We start from the raw sequence: 15,278 nt of genomic DNA on the forward strand, positions 1-15,278 counted from the left end.
GGGCGGCGTTTTTCTTTCACGGTGCGTGCGGGGTCAGGCGGCCGCATGCGGTGTGTGCATCCAGGACTGCATCGGATCGGAGTTGTGTTCTTCCTTCAGTCCGCGCAGCACCCGCATCAGTTCGCGGTGGTGCGGCTGCATGTTCGGGTGAGGGCTGTCCTTGGTCTCGTGGTAGGCCACGGCCAGCCACAGGGCGATGCCGCGCATGGCTACCTCGGCGTTGTCCGAGCGGGAGCGGGCAAAGCCGATATCGGTGCCCTGGCCCCACGGCAGGTAGCGCTCCCCCGGCGGCGTGCCATACAGGTGCGGGAAATCACTGCGCGAGGCGTGGCCGATCTCGCGCAAGGCCAGGGTCCCCAGACGAGCGCGGTTGCGCTTGGGCAGGGCGCGGATGCTGCGCTCGATCTCGCGCAGTTGGCGGCCGATCTGGCGGCCACGATTCATCGCAATAAGGCGGGTGACGATGCGCATGGATGTCCTTGGTTTGTCCCTTGGGGTGGCGCCCGCGCAGGGCGACACCAAGAGGGAAGCATGGGTCTGCTCCTTCTACATATAGTTATAAGCCCAAAAAAGTCACAAAATGACGAGGCGCGTCACTGTGCGCGTCAAAAAATTGACGCGATTGATCAGACGCCTGGCTGGATGCCCATACGCTGGCCCACCTGCACGTGCTGCTGCGGCATCAGGGCATCCAGCGTCACCGAGTCTTCGGGGAACAGCATGATCACCGTGGAGCCCATGTTGAAACGGGCCATCTCGGCGAAGCGGTCCAGCGTGATGTTCTGTCCGATGAAGGACTTGCGGCGGATGGACGAGGCATACGGGGGAATCACCAGGCCGTCCCACACAGTGGCCACGCTGGACACCAGGATGGCGCCCACCATCACCACCACGAACGGCCCGTGCTCGCCCTCGAAGTGGCACACCAGGCGCTCGTTGCGGGCGAACAGGCGGGGAATGGCTTCCACCGCGAACGGCGCCACGCTGAAGATGCGGCCGGGCACGTGCACGGTTTCCTTCAGCGTGCCCTTCAGTGGCATGTGCACGCGATGGTAGTCGCGCGGCGACAGGTAGATGGTGGCGAAGCGGCCGTTGCGGTACGGCGCGGCGCTGGCTTCATCGCCCAGCAGCTCGGCGGCGGTGTATTCCTGGCCCTTGGCCTGGAAGATGCGGCCGTCGACGATCTTGCCCAGCTGGCTGATCCGGCCGTCGGCGGGCGAGAGCAGCGCGGCCGGATTGGCGTCGGCATGGCGCGCATCGGCACGCAGCTTGCGCGTGAAGAACGCATTGAAGTGCTGGTAGGCCAGCGGATCGGGCTGCGCCGCCTCGGCCATGTTGACCTGATACTCGCGCACGATGGTGCCGATCAGGAAGTTCTTCCACGGCTTGAAGGTCCAGCGCGTGGCCCAGTAGACCACCCGCGACAGCGCGCGATGGGGCAGGATGTACTGCAGGAATACGTTGAAGGTCATCCCGCAAGTATGAACGATGCGCGGCCGTATTACGCCTGGGTGACGACCCGGCTCCGGCTATACTTGGCGATCCCCTGACGCCCAGACGCCGCCGTGACCCACGAACTCGCCTCCATCATCGACTTCATCCGCTACGGCGCCAGCCGTTTCTCGGCGGCCGGGCTCACCTTCGGCCACAGCCACGACAACCCCATCGATGAGGCCACCCACCTGGTGCTGGCCAGCCTGCATCTGCCGCCGGATATCCCGCCGGCCTATGGCGCGGGCCGGCTCACCACGGCGGAGCGCGAGCGCGTGCTGGCGCTGATCGAGCGCCGCGTCAACGAGCGGCTGCCGGTGGCCTATCTGGTGGGCGAAACCTGGTTCGCCGGCCTCAAGTTCAAGAGCGATCGCCGCGCCCTGGTGCCGCGCTCGCCGATCGCCGAGCTGATCGAGTCGGGCTTCACGCCGTGGCTCGACCATCGTCAGGTCGAGCGCGCGCTGGACCTGTGCACCGGCTCGGGCTGCATCGGCATCGCCATGGCCGAGTACCACCCCGACTGGCAGGTCGACATCGTCGACATCAGCGACGAGGCGCTGTCGCTGGCGCGCGAGAACATTGTGTTCCAGCATGTGGAAGGCCGCGTCGAGGCGATCAAGTCCGACCTGTTCGACGGGCTCAAGGGTCGCCGCTACGACCTCATCGTGTCTAATCCGCCCTACGTCACCGAGGACGAATACGCCGCGCTGCCGGGCGAGTACAGCCACGAGCCCAAGCTCGGCCTGACCTCGGGCGAGGATGGCCTGGATATCTGCGTGCGCATGCTCAACGAGGCCGCCGATTACCTCACCGAGGATGGCCTGCTGATCGTGGAAGTGGGCGAGAGCGAGCACGCGCTGGCGGCGTTGCTGCCGGAGGTGCCGTTCGTGTGGATCGAATTCAAGGTGGGCGCGATGGGCGTGTTCGCGCTGGAGCGCCGCGACCTGATCGAGCATGCCGGGGCGATCCGCGCGGCCGCCGAAGCCCGCCAGGGACGCTGATCCGGCGATGGAGCTGGTGACGGATCGCCTCCGGCTCGATGCACTTCAGCTCGCCGATGCGCCAGGCTTGTTCAGCTACCGCGCCGATCCCGAGGTGTGGCGCTACCAGGGCTGGCGGCCGGAGTCGCTGGCCGAGGTCGAGCGCTTCATCCAACACCAGTCGGCGATCACCGCGCCGGTAGCGGGCCAATGGTTCCAGCGGGCTATCCGGCTGCGTGCCGATGGTGCGTTGGCCGGTGACCTGGGGTTCTGCCTCTCCGGTGATGGCCAGGCCGAATTCGGCATCAACCTGGCGCCGTCATGGCAGGGGCGGGGCATGGCCCGCGAGGCGAGCCGGGCGCTGTTGGACTTCCTGTTCGGCGCGCTGAAGGTCCATCGCGTGCATGCCTCGGTCGATCCACGCAATACGTCGAGCATGACCTTGATGCGTGCGCTGCGCTTGCGTCAGGAGGCTCACATGCTCGAAAGCCTGTGGTTTCGCGGCGAATGGGTGGATGACGTGGTGTTCGCCCTGCTGGCGCGGGAATGGCGCGGGATGTCCGCCGGGTAGGAGCGCCCCCGCTGTGCGACCCGCCATTCCGGCATCGTTACAACTAAAACCATCGGGAAAACAAGGCGGGAATCCACCCGGCGATGCTCAACGGGGTTAAGCTGTGCAGCTTTCCCGGCTGTCGCGACGCCCCGTGTCCAGCAACTCCTTCGGCAAACTCTTCACCGTCACCACCTTTGGCGAAAGCCACGGTCCCGCCATCGGCTGCGTGATCGATGGTTGCCCGCCGGGGCTGCCCATCGCGGCGGAAGAGTTCCGCGCCGACCTGGATCGCCGCGCCACCGGCAGGAGTCGCCACACGTCGCAGCGACGCGAGGCGGACGATATCGAGATCCTCTCCGGCGTCTACGAAGGCAAGACCACCGGCACGCCGATCGCGCTGCTGATCCGCAATACCGACCAGCGCAGCAAGGACTACGGCAACATCGTCGAGACCTTCCGTCCCGGCCACGCCGATTACACCTATTGGCAGAAGTACGGCATCCGCGATCCGCGCGGCGGCGGGCGTTCCTCGGCGCGCGAAACCACCATGCGCGTGGCGGCGGGCGTGATCGCCAAGAAATGGCTGGCCGAACGCCATGGCGTGCGCGTGCGTGGCTACATGGCGCAGATCGGCGAGATCACCCCCGGCTCGTTCGACTGGAGCGTGGTGGAGCAGAATCCGTTCTTCTGGCCCGATGCCCACGAGGTGCCGGTGCTGGAGTCGTATATGGATGCGCTGCGCAAGTCGGGTGATTCGGTCGGCGCGCGCATCAACGTGGTGGCCGATGGCGTGCCGCCGGGCTGGGGCGAGCCGATCTACGGCAAGCTCGATGGCGACCTCGCCGCGGCGCTGATGTCGATCAACGCGGTCAAGGGCGTGGAGATCGGCGACGGCTTTGGCGTGGTCACCCAGCACGGCAGCCAGCATCGCGACGAAATGTCGATGGACGGCTTTGCGTCCAATCATGCGGGCGGCATCCTCGGCGGCATCAGTTCCGGACAGCCCATCGTGGCCTCGATGGCGCTCAAGCCCACGTCGAGCATCCTCATCCCGGGGCGCAGCGTGAACCTGGCCGGCGAAGCAGTCGAAGTGGTCACCAAGGGGCGGCACGATCCCTGCGTCGGCATCCGCGCCACGCCCATCGCCGAGGCGATGATGGCCTTGGTGCTGATGGATCACGCCTTGCGACATCGTGCGCAATGCGGTGACGTGGGCGACGTGGGGCCGCGCATCCCCTGACGGGCTGGCAGGATGGATTAGAGAGCAGAAGTACGCATCGATGACTGTGAAGCTGAAAGTCTGGGTATCACGCCCCCTGTTTCCCGAAGTGCTGGCGCGGCTGGCCGAATATGTCGACGTGCAGGCCGAGGCGGTGGAGCGTCCGCACAGTGCCGCCGAGCTCAAGGAAAAACTGGCCGGCGTGGATGGCGCCATCGTCGCGCTGTCCGATCGCGTGGACGCCTCGGTGCTGGAAGGGAACCGGCGCCTGAAGGTATTGGCCAATCTCGGCGTCGGCTACAACAACCTCGATGTCGAGGCGCTGACCCGCGCGGGTGTGCTGGCCAGCAATACCCCCGAGGTGCTCAACGAGAGCGTGGCCGACTATGCCTGGGCGCTGATGCTGGCCGCCGCGCGCCGGGTGGGCGCGGCCGAGCGCTGGCTGCGGGCAGGGCAGTGGGCCGGCAGCCGCATGCGTTTCGACGACTGGCTCGGGCTGGATGTGCATGGCCGCACGCTGGGCATCCTCGGCATGGGGCGCATTGGCCAGGCCATTGCACGCCGGGCCGCCGGTTTCGACATGCGGGTGCTCTATCACAACCGTTCGCGGCTGCCCGAACCGGTGGAGCGCGAATGCCGCGCCACCCTGGTCGGCAAGCCCGAGCTGCTGCGCCAGGCGGATTTCCTGGTGCTGGTGCTGCCCTTCACGCCGGAAAACCGCCATGCCATCGGTGCGGCGGAGCTGGCGCAGATGAAGCGCACGGCCGTGCTGGTGAATATCGCCCGCGGCGGCATCGTGGACGATGCCGCCCTGGCCGAGGCGTTGCGCGACGGGCGCCTGGCCGCCGCCGGCCTGGACGTGTTCGAGGGCGAGCCGGTGGTGCATCCGGACCTCCTGCTGTTGGACAATGTCGTGCTTAGCCCGCATATCGCCAGCGCCAGCGAAGATACGCGCCGCGGCATGGCCAACATCGCCGTCGACAATGTGCTCGCGGCACTGGGCTATGGCGAGGCGGCAGGAAAGCCGCCTACGCCGCTCAATCCGGCGGTGATGAACCGCTGGAAGGCACCCAAAGCGTGATGACTTTCACGCCCATGCGTGTCGCAGGTTGTTTTGCGCGCCGCCCCGGCTAGATTTCCGCAGATGCGGAGATCGGTACCGCCGGGACGGTTTTCCGATTCCTCCAACCTGATAATGGAACATGAGCAAGAAGAGCAGTTACAAGGTGGCAATGGTCGGCGCGACGGGCGCCGTGGGCGAAACCCTGCTGGCCATCCTGGCCGAGCGCGAGTTTCCGGTCAGCGAACTGGTGCCCCTGGCGAGCGAGCGCTCGGCAGGCGGGAAAATCGAGTTCGATGGCAAACAGGTCACCGTGCGCCATCTTGCCGACTACGACTTCGACGGCGTGGACATCGCCTTCTTCTCGGCCGGCGGCTCGGTGAGCCGCGAGCACGCCGCGCGTGCGGCGGCGGCTGGTGCGGTGGTGATCGACAACACCTCCGAGTTCCGCTACCAGGACGATATCCCGCTGGTGATCAGCGAGGTGAACCCGCACGCCATCGCCGAGTACACCACCCGCGGCATCATCGCCAACCCCAACTGCTCGACCATGCAGATGCTGGTGGCGCTGGCGCCGATCCATCGCGCGGCCGGCATCGAGCGCATCAACGTGGCCACCTACCAGTCGGTGTCCGGCGCGGGGCGCAGTGGCATGGAGGAGCTCGGCCAGCAGACCGCCGCCATGCTCAGCTTCCAGGACGTGGAGCCGAAGAAGTTTTCCAAGCAGATCGCCTTCAACGTCATTCCGCACATCGACGACTTCCAGCCCAACGGCTACACCAAGGAAGAAATGAAGATGGTGTGGGAGACGCGCAAGATCCTCGAGGACAACACCATCCAGGTGAATCCCACCGCGGTGCGCGTGCCGGTGTTCTACGGCCATGCCGAGGCCGTGCACGTGGAGACGCGCGAGAAGATCGGCGCCGACGAAGCACGCAAGCTGCTGGAGCAGGCCGAGGGCGTGGTGGTGATGGACGAGCGCAAGGCCGGTGGCTATCCGACCCCGGTGGGCGATGCCGCGGGCAAGGATCCGGTGTTCGTCGGCCGCATCCGCGAGGACATCTCGCACGAGCGCGGCCTGGATATGTGGATCGTGGCGGACAATATCCGCAAGGGCGCGGCACTGAACGCCGTGCAGATCGCCGAACTGTTGATCAGGGATTATCTGTAAATGAAACTCGTGCTGTCCGGGCTGGTATGTGGTGTGTTGGCATTCGCGGCGCCAGCCTGGGCAGCGCAGGTTCCGGCGTCGTCGTCCGCCGGCCAGGTCGCCGGCCAGGCCGGGCAGGTGGACCAGGCGATCATCCGGCAGCAGGCCAAGGTCCGGCAGCTCCAGGACGAGGTGGGCAAGCAGGAATCCAAGACCCACCAGGCCGATGACAAGCTGAAACAGCAGGACCAGGCCATCGCCGACCTGCAACGCCAGCTCGATGCATTGAAGGCCGCGCCGCAAGGCAGCGGCCACCCCTGAGCCGGGCTTATCCCGGAAAGCTTTTTCAGGCAAGAACAAACTGCAGCAAGATGTTGTAAGCATTGGCCGGCGCTATTGTTGATTGGCCTGTACCTAACTAAAGTGACCCCTCGTTCCGGGCGCTGCCGCCTTACGGCAGGCCTACAAGAAACGTCACGGGGTCGTTCGGGGGAATACACGATGAATCGTTCGTTGAAGCTGTCGATGCTGCTGGCGCTTGCCTTGGGCAGCACCCAGGCGGCGGCCATGGAGCTGGGCCAGATCCAGGTCAAGTCGGCGCTGGGGCAGCCGCTGCTGGCCGAAATCCCCGTCAATCCCAGTAGCCCGGCGGAGCTGCAGAACCTCACCGCGCAGCTGGCCTCCGCGGCGGATGCCGCGCAGGCAGGCGTCGCGGCTGGCCCGACGGTGCCATTGCAGTTTGCCGTGGTCGATGGCGCCAATGGCCACAAGGTCATCCGCATCACCAGCAGCGCCCCGGTCAACGATCCCTATCTCGACCTGCTGGTCGAGGTGAACAACGCCGCCGGCAAGAGCCTGCGCGAATTCACCATACTGCTCGACCCGCCCAGCAGCCAGGCCAGCAGCGTGCCCGCCACGCAGGCGCCGGTGCAGCCCGCCGCCAAGCCGTCACGCCGCGCCGCTGCCGCCGCGCCGAGCAGCAGCCCGAGCACGGCCGCCGCCGCGCCAGCGCCGGCCCCCGAGGCGAAGCCGGCCAAGCCCGCCGCCGCGCCGCGTGTGGCGGCAAGCGGCACGTTCGGCCCGGTCGAGCGCGGCGAGACGCTCACCGCCATTGCGCACCAGACCGCGCCCGATGGCATCGACGTCAACCAGATGCTGTTGGCGCTCAAGCAGGCCAATCCGGACGCGTTCTACCGCGACAACATCAATGCGCTGAAGACCGGCGCCGTGCTGCGCGTGCCCTCCCGCGAGGACGCCCAGGCCATGGCGCTGGCCGCCGCCGCCGAAGAAGTGCGCCGCCAGAACAGCGACTGGCGCTCGGGCGCCGCACGCACGCCGACCACGGTCGCCGATGCCGGCACGCGCGCGGCAGCCTCTTCGGCCCCTGCCGCCGCCGCACCCACGGGCGATCACCTGGCCCTGGTGCCGGCCAAGGAAGGTTCCGACAACGCCGCCGGCCACGGTGGCAAGGGCGACAAGGCCGAGAAGGGCATGGCCGCGCTCCATCAGGATTTGCTGCGCAGCCAGGAGGCGCTGGCCACCCTGCAGCAGCAGGGCGACGAGTTGAAGTCGCGCCTGAAGGACCTGGAAGACATCAACAGCAAGAACGAACGCCTGCTATCGCTCAAGGACAACGAAATCGCCGAGCTGCAGCACAAGCTCGCCGAGGCCCGCAAGGCCGCCGGCCTGCCGGCCGATGCCGCGGTGGCAGCGGCCAAGCCGGCGGCGGCAGCCAGCGCGCCGGCCAAGGTGGAAGACACCGTCGTCAAGGCCAGCGCACCCGCCACGACGCCGACGCCGGCGGCCAGTGCGCAGGCTGCGGCCACGTCGCCGACGACGGCGGCTGCCGCCGCGCCGGCGCATGCCAGCACGGCCCCGGCCGCTGCCAAGCCCGCTGCCGCGGCCAAACCCGTGACCAAGCCGGCTGCCGCGCCGGCGCCGGTGGCGGAGGAAGAACCCTGGTACATGCAGACCTGGGCCTGGGGCGCCGGTGCGGCCGCCGCCGTGGTGCTGCTCCTGCTGGCCCTGCGTGGCCGCAGCCGCAAGCCGGCTGCCACGGCGGCGGGTGCGGCTTCGCTGGCCGATCGTTTCGGCACCGTGCCGCCGTCGCTGCCTGGCAGCGCGGATCCGGACCAGGACGAATTGCTCGACCAGCTGGCCGAGCATCCGGATGACATCGGCCTGCACCTGGAACTGGTGGGCCTCTACTACAGCCGTCGCGACGTCGAGCATTTCGAGGCCGCCGCCGAGGCCATGCACGCGCATATCGCCGACCCGCAGCAGCCGGAATGGCAGGACGTGGTGCACATGGGCGAAGACCTGGTGCCCGAGCACCCGCTGTTTGCGCATGGCGTGCCGTCGGCGCACGGCGAGGACGAGCACGAGGCCCCGCACCATTTCGACCTGGGCAACTACGCCGCCGATCACGAGGAAGAGGAACTTCCCCCGATTCCGTCGCCGCCGGCGCCGTCCAAGGTCAACGAATACCACTTCGATTTCGACCTGACGCCGCGTCCGGCCCCGGCCGGCGGCGCCGGCCCGGTGCACGCGCCGGTAGCTGCCGACGAGGAAAAGGATGCCGAGGAAGACGTAGTCACCCACTCGTCGAGCTGGGAATTCGCCGAACCCTCCGAGGGTCTGCCGGCCCATGAGCTGCACCATGAGCATGAGCTTGGCCAGTTCAGCGACGACCCGGTGGACACCAAGCTCGACCTGGCGCGCGCCTATCTGGACATGGGCGATCCGGACGGTGCGCAGGCGATGCTGGAGGAAGTGCTGCAAGAGGGCACGCAGATACAGAAGGACGTGGCCAAGCGCCTGCTCGACAGCATCCGCTGAGGCGTTCGTCCCAGGCATGATCCCAGGCGGGCCGGCGTTTAGCCGGCCCGCTTCGTTGGTGGCCTGCTAACCTGTGCGCTTCCGTTTCCTGCACCTGTTACTTCATGCGCATTGCTCTGGGTATCGAATACGACGGCACCGATTTCTCCGGCTGGCAGCGTTTGAGCCATGGCGAAACCGTGCAGGGCGCACTGGAGCGGGCACTGTCGTTCGTGGCGGCGCATCCGGTGGAAGTGACCTGCGCCGGGCGTACCGATGCCGGCGTGCATGGGCGCTGCCAGGTGGTGCACTTCGATACCCTGGCGCCGCGCGACATGCGTAGCTGGGTGCTCGGTACCTGCTCCAACCTGCCTGGCAGCGTGGCCGTGCTGTGGGCGCAGCCGGTGGCCGAGGCTTTCCATGCGCGCTTCTCCGCACGCAGCCGGCGCTATCGCTATCGCATCCTCAATCGACAGGTGCGCGCGGCGCTGGACGCGCGCTATGTCACCTGGGAGCGTCTGCCGCTGGATGCCGCGCGCATGCACGAGGCGGCCCAGGTGCTGGTGGGCGAGCATGATTTCAGCGCGTTCCGCGCCATCTCGTGCCAGGCGGCGCATGCGCGCCGCGAAGTGCTGGCGGTGAGCGTGCGGCGTGAGGATGAGCAGGTCATCGTCGAGATCGAGGCCAATGCCTTCCTGCACCATATGGTGCGCAACATCGTGGGTTCGCTGCTGCCGATCGGGCGCGGCGAGCAGCCGGTGTGCTGGATGGGCGAACTGCTGGCCGGCCGCAACCGCGAGGTCGCCGGCCCCACCGCGCTGGCGTCGGGCCTGACCTTTCTCGGTCCCCGTTATGAATCGCATTGGGGCTTGCCGCCGGAGGTGAGCCAATGACCCGCATCAAGTGTTGCGGCATGACCCGCGTCGAGGATGCGCTGCTGGCGGCATCGCTGGGCGCCGATGCGATCGGGCTGGTGTTCACGGCCCGCAGCCGGCGCCGGGTATCCATCGAACAGGCGCGCGCGATCGTTCGTGCGCTGCCGCCGTTCGTCACCGTCGTCGCATTGTTGATGGACGACGAGGCGCTGCTGGTGCAGGAGGTGATCGATGCCGTGCAGCCGGACCTGCTGCAGTTTCACGGCAGCGAGCGTGACGACTGGTGCGCGCAATTCGGTCGCCGCTATCTGAAGGCCATCGCGATGGGCGAAGGCGCTGCGGCACTGCCGCAGTTGCGCCACTACCCCGGCGCATCGGGGCTGCTGCTGGATGGTCACGGCCTGGGCGAGGCGGGGGGCAGCGGCAAGGCGTTCGACTGGTCATTGATGCCCAGGGACCTCGCGCAGCCGTTGATCCTGGCCGGCGGCCTGACCCCGCTGAACGTGGCCGAGGCCATTCGCGTCGCGAGCCCGTGGGCGGTGGACGTGGCCAGCGGCATCGAGTCGGCGCCCGGCATCAAGGATCCGCGGAAGATGGCGGACTTTATCCAGGCCGTGCGCAGCGCCTTGTAGGGGCGCACCCTGCACGGAGTCCCCGATTGCCTCAATGCTGGGGCTTCGCAAACTCCGCCCGCAGCCAGGCCGCCAACGCTGCCGAGCGCTCGATGGGCGCCCGTGATGGTGTCGCCAGCACCCACTGCGCGGCGGTGTCCTGGAAGCCCCAGGGCGCGAGCAGTCGTCCCGAGGCCAGGTCATCGGCGACCAGCTGCAGCGGTGCGATAGCGACGCCGCGGCCCGCGACGGCCGCTTCGATCAGGTGATACAGATGCGGGTAGCCTTGGCCTAGCGGCAGCTCGTGGGTCGACAAGCCAGTGCTTTGCGCCCAGCTCGACCAGGCCTGCGGCCGCGACAGCGTATGCAGCAGCGGCAGTTCTGGCAGCACCTGCGGATCGCTGCCGGCTAAGGCATGCGCCTGGGCGAAGGAAGGGCTCACTACCGGCCCCACGCGTTCACGCGCCAGCGGATGTACCTGCCATGCCGCTGGCCACGGCGGTTCGCCGGCTAGTACCGCGGCATCCAAGCCGGTCAATGCGTCGTCGAAGGGGGCTTCCTGCGGGCGCAGGTGCAATGCCAGTTCGGGCAGCTCGGCCATCAGCCGTTCCAGCCGGGGGATCATCCAGCGCGCCAGCAGGCTCACCGGGCAGCCGAGCACGAACGGCGCCTGGGCGGTGTCCTGGCGCAACTCGTCGCAAACCTCGCGCAGCTGGGCGAATGCCGCCGTGCTGGTGTCGCGCAGGCGCTGGCCGGCCGGAGTGAGCGCCAGCCCGCGTCCCTGGCGCTGGAACAGGGCCACGCCCAGTTCTTCCTCGAGTGAGCGAATGTGTCGGCTCACCGCCCCATGGGTGACGTGCAGTTCGGCCGCCGCGCGATTGACGCTGCCTAGCCGTGCCACGGCTTCGAAGGCATGCAGGGCATTCAGCGAGGGCAGTGGCCGGGGCATCTAACGTGTGACTTTTCCTGACGTATCGTGGCCATCATATCGCTTTTGGCCGCGGTGGCTTTGGGGTAGGGTGGCGGGCGCGTTTCGCCGTCTTCCCCGAGTGCCGCCCATGAGCAAGATCACCGATTTCAGCGTCTACCCCGACGAGCACGGCCGCTTCGGCGCCTACGGCGGCAGCTACGTCGCCGAGACCCTGATGGCGCCGCTGGCCGAACTGACCGAGGCCTACCTGCGCCTGCGCCAGGACCCGGAGTTCATCGCCGAGCTGGACCGCGACCTCAAGTACTACGTGGGCCGCCCCAGCCCGGTGTACTACGCCGAGCGGCTGTCGCGGCACGTGGGCGGCGCGCGCGTCCTGCTCAAGCGCGAGGACCTGAACCACACCGGCGCGCACAAGATCAACAACACCATCGGCCAGGCGCTGGTGGCCAAGCGCATGGGCAAGCCGCGCATCATCGCCGAGACCGGCGCGGGCCAGCACGGCGTGGCCAGTGCCACGGTGGCGGCGCGCTTCGGCCTCAAGTGCGTGGTCTACATGGGCGCGGTGGATATCGAGCGGCAGAAGATCAACGTGTACCGCATGAAGCTGCTTGGCGCCGAAGTGGTGCCGGTGACCTCCGGTTCGAAGACGCTGAAGGATGCGCTCAACGAAGCGATGCGCGACTGGGTCACCAACGTGGCCGATACCTTCTACATCATCGGCACGGTGGCCGGCCCGCATCCGTACCCGCTGATGGTGCGTGACTTCAATGCCATCGTGGGGCGCGAGGCGCGCCAGCAGGTGCAGGAACAGTTCGGCCGCCTGCCCGATGTGCTCACCGCCTGCGTGGGCGGTGGTTCCAACGCGATCGGCTTGTTCCACGCCTTCCTCAACGATGCCGGCGTGCGCATCGTGGGCGCCGAAGCGGCGGGCGAGGGCATCGCGACGGGACATCACGCGGCTTCGCTGGCGGCCGGGCGCCCGGGCGTGCTGCACGGCAATCGCACGTATGTGCTGTGCGACGACAACGGCCAGATCACCGAGACGCATTCGGTCTCCGCCGGCCTGGACTATCCGGGCGTGGGGCCGGAGCATGCGTTCCTGAAGGATGCGGGGCGCGCGGAATACGTCGGCGTCACCGATGACGAAGCGCTGGAAGCGTTCCATCTGCTGGCGCGCACCGAAGGCATTCTCGCCGCGCTCGAATCCAGCCACGCCGTGGCGCAGGCGATCAAGCTGGCGCGCGAGTACCCGAGGGACGGCCTGGTGCTGTGCAACCTTTCCGGGCGCGGCGACAAGGACGTACACACCATTGCCGCCCGCGAAGGAGTGCAGGTATGAGCCGCATCGACCGTCGTTTCGTCCAGCTCAAGGCCGCCGGCCGCACCGGACTGATTCCCTTCGTCACCGCGGGCGATCCGTCGCCGGCGCATGCCGTCGCGCTGATGCACGCACTGGTGGATGCCGGCGCCGACGTGATCGAGCTGGGCGTGCCGTTTTCCGATCCGATGGCCGATGGCCCGGTAATCCAGCATGCCAGCGAGCGCGCCATCGAGAAGGGCGTCGGGCTCGCCGATGTGCTGGGCTGGGTGGCCCAGTTCCGCCAGCGCGACGCGGACACGCCGATCGTGCTGATGGGCTACCTCAACCCGATCGAGATCCATGGCTATGCGCGCTTCGCCGCCGAGGCTGTGCAGGCCGGCGTGGACGGCGTGCTGGTGGTCGATTGCCCGCTGGAGGAGTCGGCCGTGCTGCAGCCGCTGCGCGACGCCGGGCTGCAGCAGATCCTGCTGGCGGCGCCCACCACCGCACCCGCGCGTATGGTGCAGTTGTGCGGGTCGGCCCGGGGTTTCCTGTACTATGTCTCGTTCGCCGGCATCACGGGCGCGGCGCGATTGAGCACGGGCGACATCGCCGCGCGCGTGGCCGATATCCGGGCGAAGTCGAAGGCTCCGGTGGCCGTCGGCTTTGGCGTGCGCGATGCGCAGTCGGCCAAGGCGATCGCCGGTTTTGCCGACGCGGTAGTGATCGGCAGTGCGCTGGTGGAGCGCCTGGCCGGCGCGGACGATGTCGATGACATCACCGCGCGGGCAAGCGCTTTTCTCGCGCCGATCCGCGCCGCGCTGGATGCGCATTGAGGACACGCTGCGTCATGACGCGGCGTCGCGTCATGAACGTTGAGGTGTTGCGATGAACTGGCTGCAGAAAATCATGACTCCGCGTGCTCGCACGCAGGCCACCAACGGCGGCAAGGGCAAGGTGCCCGAAGGCGTGTGGGAGAAGTGCGGCGGTTGCGGCACGGTGCTGTATCGGCCGGAGCTGGAACGCAACCTGATGGTCTGCCCCAAGTGCGGCTACCACCACGCCATCGATGCGCGCGCGCGGCTGGATTCGTTCCTCGATCCCGGCTCCACGCAGGAGCTGTGGGCCAGCATGGAGCCGAACGATCCGCTGAAGTTCCGTGATTCCAAGAAGTACCGCGACCGCATCGTCGCCGCGCAGAAGTCCACCGGCGAGAAGGACGCCATGCTGGCGATGAGTGGCCGCCTCAAGGGGCGCCCGCTGATGGCGGTGGCGTTCGAGTTCGCCTACATGGGCGGCTCGATGGGTTCGGTGGTGGGCGAGAAATTCACCCGTGCCGCCGAACGTGCGCTGGCCGATCGCAGCGCGCTGGTGTGCTTCTCGGCGACGGGTGGCGCGCGCATGCAGGAGTCGCTGTTCTCGCTGATGCAGATGGCCAAGACCTCCGCGGCGCTGGCGCGCATGCGCGATGCGGGCGTGCCGTATATCAGCGTGCTGACCAATCCCACCACCGGCGGCGTTTCCGCCAGCCTTGGCATGCTGGGCGACATCAATGTCGCCGAACCGAAGGCCTTGATCGGTTTCGCCGGGCCGCGCGTGATTGCGCAGACCGTGCGCGAAACCTTGCCGGAGGGGTTCCAGACCTCGGAATTCCTGGTCGAACACGGTGCCGTCGATCTCATCGTCGATCGCCGCGAGATGCGCGACAAGCTGGCCGACCTGCTGGGCATCCTGATGAAGGCGCCGCAGGCTGCCTGATCGCGTTCGACGCATCGCCCAAAAAACAGCGCCCCATGGGCGCTGTTTTTGTATGCGCGCGCGAGTTGTCCACAGCGGCTGTGGACCTGTTCCGGGTAAGCCTGTGGAAAAGCCTTGTGGCGACCTTTGGCAACAGGCACTTGCACCATCGTGATGATGTTTTGACCAGTGCGTCCGCGCATCCACGTGGTTTTCCACAGCGACTGTGGATGGTGTTTGCATAAGCCTGTGGACAAGCGCGTTTGCGGCATTTGCGAACAGTGACTTGTGACGTCGTGCCTAAGTTTTGAGCAGCGCATGCATGATGTTTTCCACAGCGCCTGTGGATGCCGCACCAACAAAGCTGTGGAAAAGTATCGCAACTGTCTGGTGCGGCAGGGCATGGCCACGCCGTGGCGAACTTTTGCCCAGCGCGCACATGATGTTTTCCACAGCAGATGTGGATGCCTGCGGGAAAAGCTTGTGGATAGATGTGCTATCCGCTTGAACGCAAAGACGTTGCGACGCGGTGGGCAGGAAATGCGCAGGTGATG

General features: G+C 67.4%; 15 protein-coding genes. 12 read left to right on the top strand and 3 right to left on the bottom strand.

Annotation, left to right across the window (positions count from 1 at the left end; translation table 11 throughout):
* Nucleotides 1–33 precede the first annotated feature (33 nt).
* Nucleotides 34–471: a hypothetical protein gene (locus MJ606_RS14355; protein WP_243050220.1), complete on the bottom strand. Its 438-nt coding sequence runs from the start codon at nucleotides 469–471 to the stop codon at nucleotides 34–36.
* Between the two features lie 155 nt (nucleotides 472–626).
* Nucleotides 627–1,472, bottom strand: a complete 846-nt coding sequence (asd, locus tag MJ606_RS14360) for an archaetidylserine decarboxylase (protein ID WP_243050221.1) — start codon at nucleotides 1,470–1,472, stop codon at nucleotides 627–629.
* A gap of 93 nt (nucleotides 1,473–1,565) precedes the next feature.
* On the opposite strand from asd, the gene prmB reads away from it, so the two are divergent.
* The 9 genes from prmB to MJ606_RS14405 all read left to right on the top strand — a co-directional run bounded on the left by prmB (nucleotide 1,566) and on the right by MJ606_RS14405 (nucleotide 10,777).
* On the top strand, nucleotides 1,566–2,492 hold the full coding sequence (gene prmB, locus MJ606_RS14365; protein ID WP_243050222.1) for a 50S ribosomal protein L3 N(5)-glutamine methyltransferase: 927 nt from the start codon (nucleotides 1,566–1,568) through the stop codon (nucleotides 2,490–2,492).
* Nucleotides 2,493–2,499: 7 nt separating this feature from the next.
* Nucleotides 2,500–3,042: a GNAT family protein gene (locus MJ606_RS14370; protein WP_243050223.1), complete on the top strand. Its 543-nt coding sequence runs from the start codon at nucleotides 2,500–2,502 to the stop codon at nucleotides 3,040–3,042.
* Between the two features lie 133 nt (nucleotides 3,043–3,175).
* Complete coding sequence (gene aroC, locus MJ606_RS14375; protein WP_243050224.1) at nucleotides 3,176–4,264, top strand: chorismate synthase; 1,089 nt, start codon at nucleotides 3,176–3,178, stop codon at nucleotides 4,262–4,264.
* A gap of 40 nt (nucleotides 4,265–4,304) precedes the next feature.
* Nucleotides 4,305–5,324 (top strand): D-glycerate dehydrogenase, encoded by a 1,020-nt coding sequence (locus tag MJ606_RS14380; RefSeq protein ID WP_243050225.1) that lies wholly within the window; start codon nucleotides 4,305–4,307, stop codon nucleotides 5,322–5,324.
* Between the two features lie 121 nt (nucleotides 5,325–5,445).
* Complete coding sequence (locus MJ606_RS14385) at nucleotides 5,446–6,474, top strand: aspartate-semialdehyde dehydrogenase (RefSeq protein ID WP_243050226.1); 1,029 nt, start codon at nucleotides 5,446–5,448, stop codon at nucleotides 6,472–6,474.
* Entirely contained in the window at nucleotides 6,475–6,774 is a 300-nt protein-coding gene (locus MJ606_RS14390; RefSeq protein ID WP_243050227.1) for a hypothetical protein, read from the top strand. It abuts the gene before it with no gap.
* Nucleotides 6,775–6,954: 180 nt separating this feature from the next.
* Nucleotides 6,955–9,291: a FimV/HubP family polar landmark protein gene (locus MJ606_RS14395; protein WP_243050228.1), complete on the top strand. Its 2,337-nt coding sequence runs from the start codon at nucleotides 6,955–6,957 to the stop codon at nucleotides 9,289–9,291.
* A 104-nt stretch (nucleotides 9,292–9,395) separates the two neighbouring features.
* Entirely contained in the window at nucleotides 9,396–10,163 is a 768-nt protein-coding gene (truA, locus tag MJ606_RS14400) for a tRNA pseudouridine(38-40) synthase TruA (protein WP_243050229.1), read from the top strand.
* Complete coding sequence (locus tag MJ606_RS14405) at nucleotides 10,160–10,777, top strand: phosphoribosylanthranilate isomerase (RefSeq protein WP_243050230.1); 618 nt, start codon at nucleotides 10,160–10,162, stop codon at nucleotides 10,775–10,777. Before truA ends, MJ606_RS14405 begins: the two co-directional genes overlap by 4 nt.
* Nucleotides 10,778–10,808: 31 nt before the next feature.
* Here MJ606_RS14405 and MJ606_RS14410 read toward each other — a convergent pair whose 3' ends face one another.
* Nucleotides 10,809–11,705: a LysR family transcriptional regulator gene (locus tag MJ606_RS14410; protein WP_243050231.1), complete on the bottom strand. Its 897-nt coding sequence runs from the start codon at nucleotides 11,703–11,705 to the stop codon at nucleotides 10,809–10,811.
* A gap of 109 nt (nucleotides 11,706–11,814) precedes the next feature.
* Between MJ606_RS14410 and trpB the strand changes: the two genes are divergently transcribed.
* Genes trpB through accD form a run of 3 tightly spaced genes read left to right on the top strand, consistent with a single transcriptional unit; the run spans nucleotide 11,815 to nucleotide 14,745 of the window.
* Nucleotides 11,815–13,026, top strand: a complete 1,212-nt coding sequence (gene trpB / locus MJ606_RS14415) for a tryptophan synthase subunit beta (RefSeq protein WP_243050232.1) — start codon at nucleotides 11,815–11,817, stop codon at nucleotides 13,024–13,026.
* Nucleotides 13,023–13,823 carry a tryptophan synthase subunit alpha gene (gene trpA / locus MJ606_RS14420; protein WP_243050233.1) on the top strand — a complete coding sequence of 267 codons (801 nt, stop codon included), beginning with the start codon at nucleotides 13,023–13,025 and terminating at the stop codon, nucleotides 13,821–13,823. The genes trpB and trpA overlap by 4 nt, the downstream gene beginning before the upstream one ends.
* A 52-nt stretch (nucleotides 13,824–13,875) precedes the next feature.
* Entirely contained in the window at nucleotides 13,876–14,745 is an 870-nt protein-coding gene (gene accD / locus MJ606_RS14425) for an acetyl-CoA carboxylase, carboxyltransferase subunit beta (RefSeq protein WP_243050234.1), read from the top strand.
* The last annotated feature ends 533 nt before the right edge of the window (nucleotides 14,746–15,278 follow it).

Source organism: Dyella sp. RRB7 (assembly GCF_022761115.1).
Lineage (GTDB): Bacteria > Pseudomonadota > Gammaproteobacteria > Xanthomonadales > Rhodanobacteraceae > Dyella.

Coding starts and splice junctions, on each gene's coding strand:
- MJ606_RS14355 (WP_243050220.1), bottom strand. CDS start 471: ATGCGCATCGTCACCCGCCTTATTGCGATGAATCGTGGCCGCCAGATC.
- asd (WP_243050221.1), bottom strand. CDS start 1,472: ATGACCTTCAACGTATTCCTGCAGTACATCCTGCCCCATCGCGCGCTG.
- MJ606_RS14370 (WP_243050223.1), top strand. CDS start 2,500: ATGGAGCTGGTGACGGATCGCCTCCGGCTCGATGCACTTCAGCTCGCC.
- MJ606_RS14380 (WP_243050225.1), top strand. CDS start 4,305: ATGACTGTGAAGCTGAAAGTCTGGGTATCACGCCCCCTGTTTCCCGAA.
- MJ606_RS14385 (WP_243050226.1), top strand. CDS start 5,446: ATGAGCAAGAAGAGCAGTTACAAGGTGGCAATGGTCGGCGCGACGGGC.
- MJ606_RS14390 (WP_243050227.1), top strand. CDS start 6,475: ATGAAACTCGTGCTGTCCGGGCTGGTATGTGGTGTGTTGGCATTCGCG.
- MJ606_RS14395 (WP_243050228.1), top strand. CDS start 6,955: ATGAATCGTTCGTTGAAGCTGTCGATGCTGCTGGCGCTTGCCTTGGGC.
- truA (WP_243050229.1), top strand. CDS start 9,396: ATGCGCATTGCTCTGGGTATCGAATACGACGGCACCGATTTCTCCGGC.
- MJ606_RS14405 (WP_243050230.1), top strand. CDS start 10,160: ATGACCCGCATCAAGTGTTGCGGCATGACCCGCGTCGAGGATGCGCTG.
- MJ606_RS14410 (WP_243050231.1), bottom strand. CDS start 11,705: ATGCCCCGGCCACTGCCCTCGCTGAATGCCCTGCATGCCTTCGAAGCC.
- trpB (WP_243050232.1), top strand. CDS start 11,815: ATGAGCAAGATCACCGATTTCAGCGTCTACCCCGACGAGCACGGCCGC.
- trpA (WP_243050233.1), top strand. CDS start 13,023: ATGAGCCGCATCGACCGTCGTTTCGTCCAGCTCAAGGCCGCCGGCCGC.
- accD (WP_243050234.1), top strand. CDS start 13,876: ATGAACTGGCTGCAGAAAATCATGACTCCGCGTGCTCGCACGCAGGCC.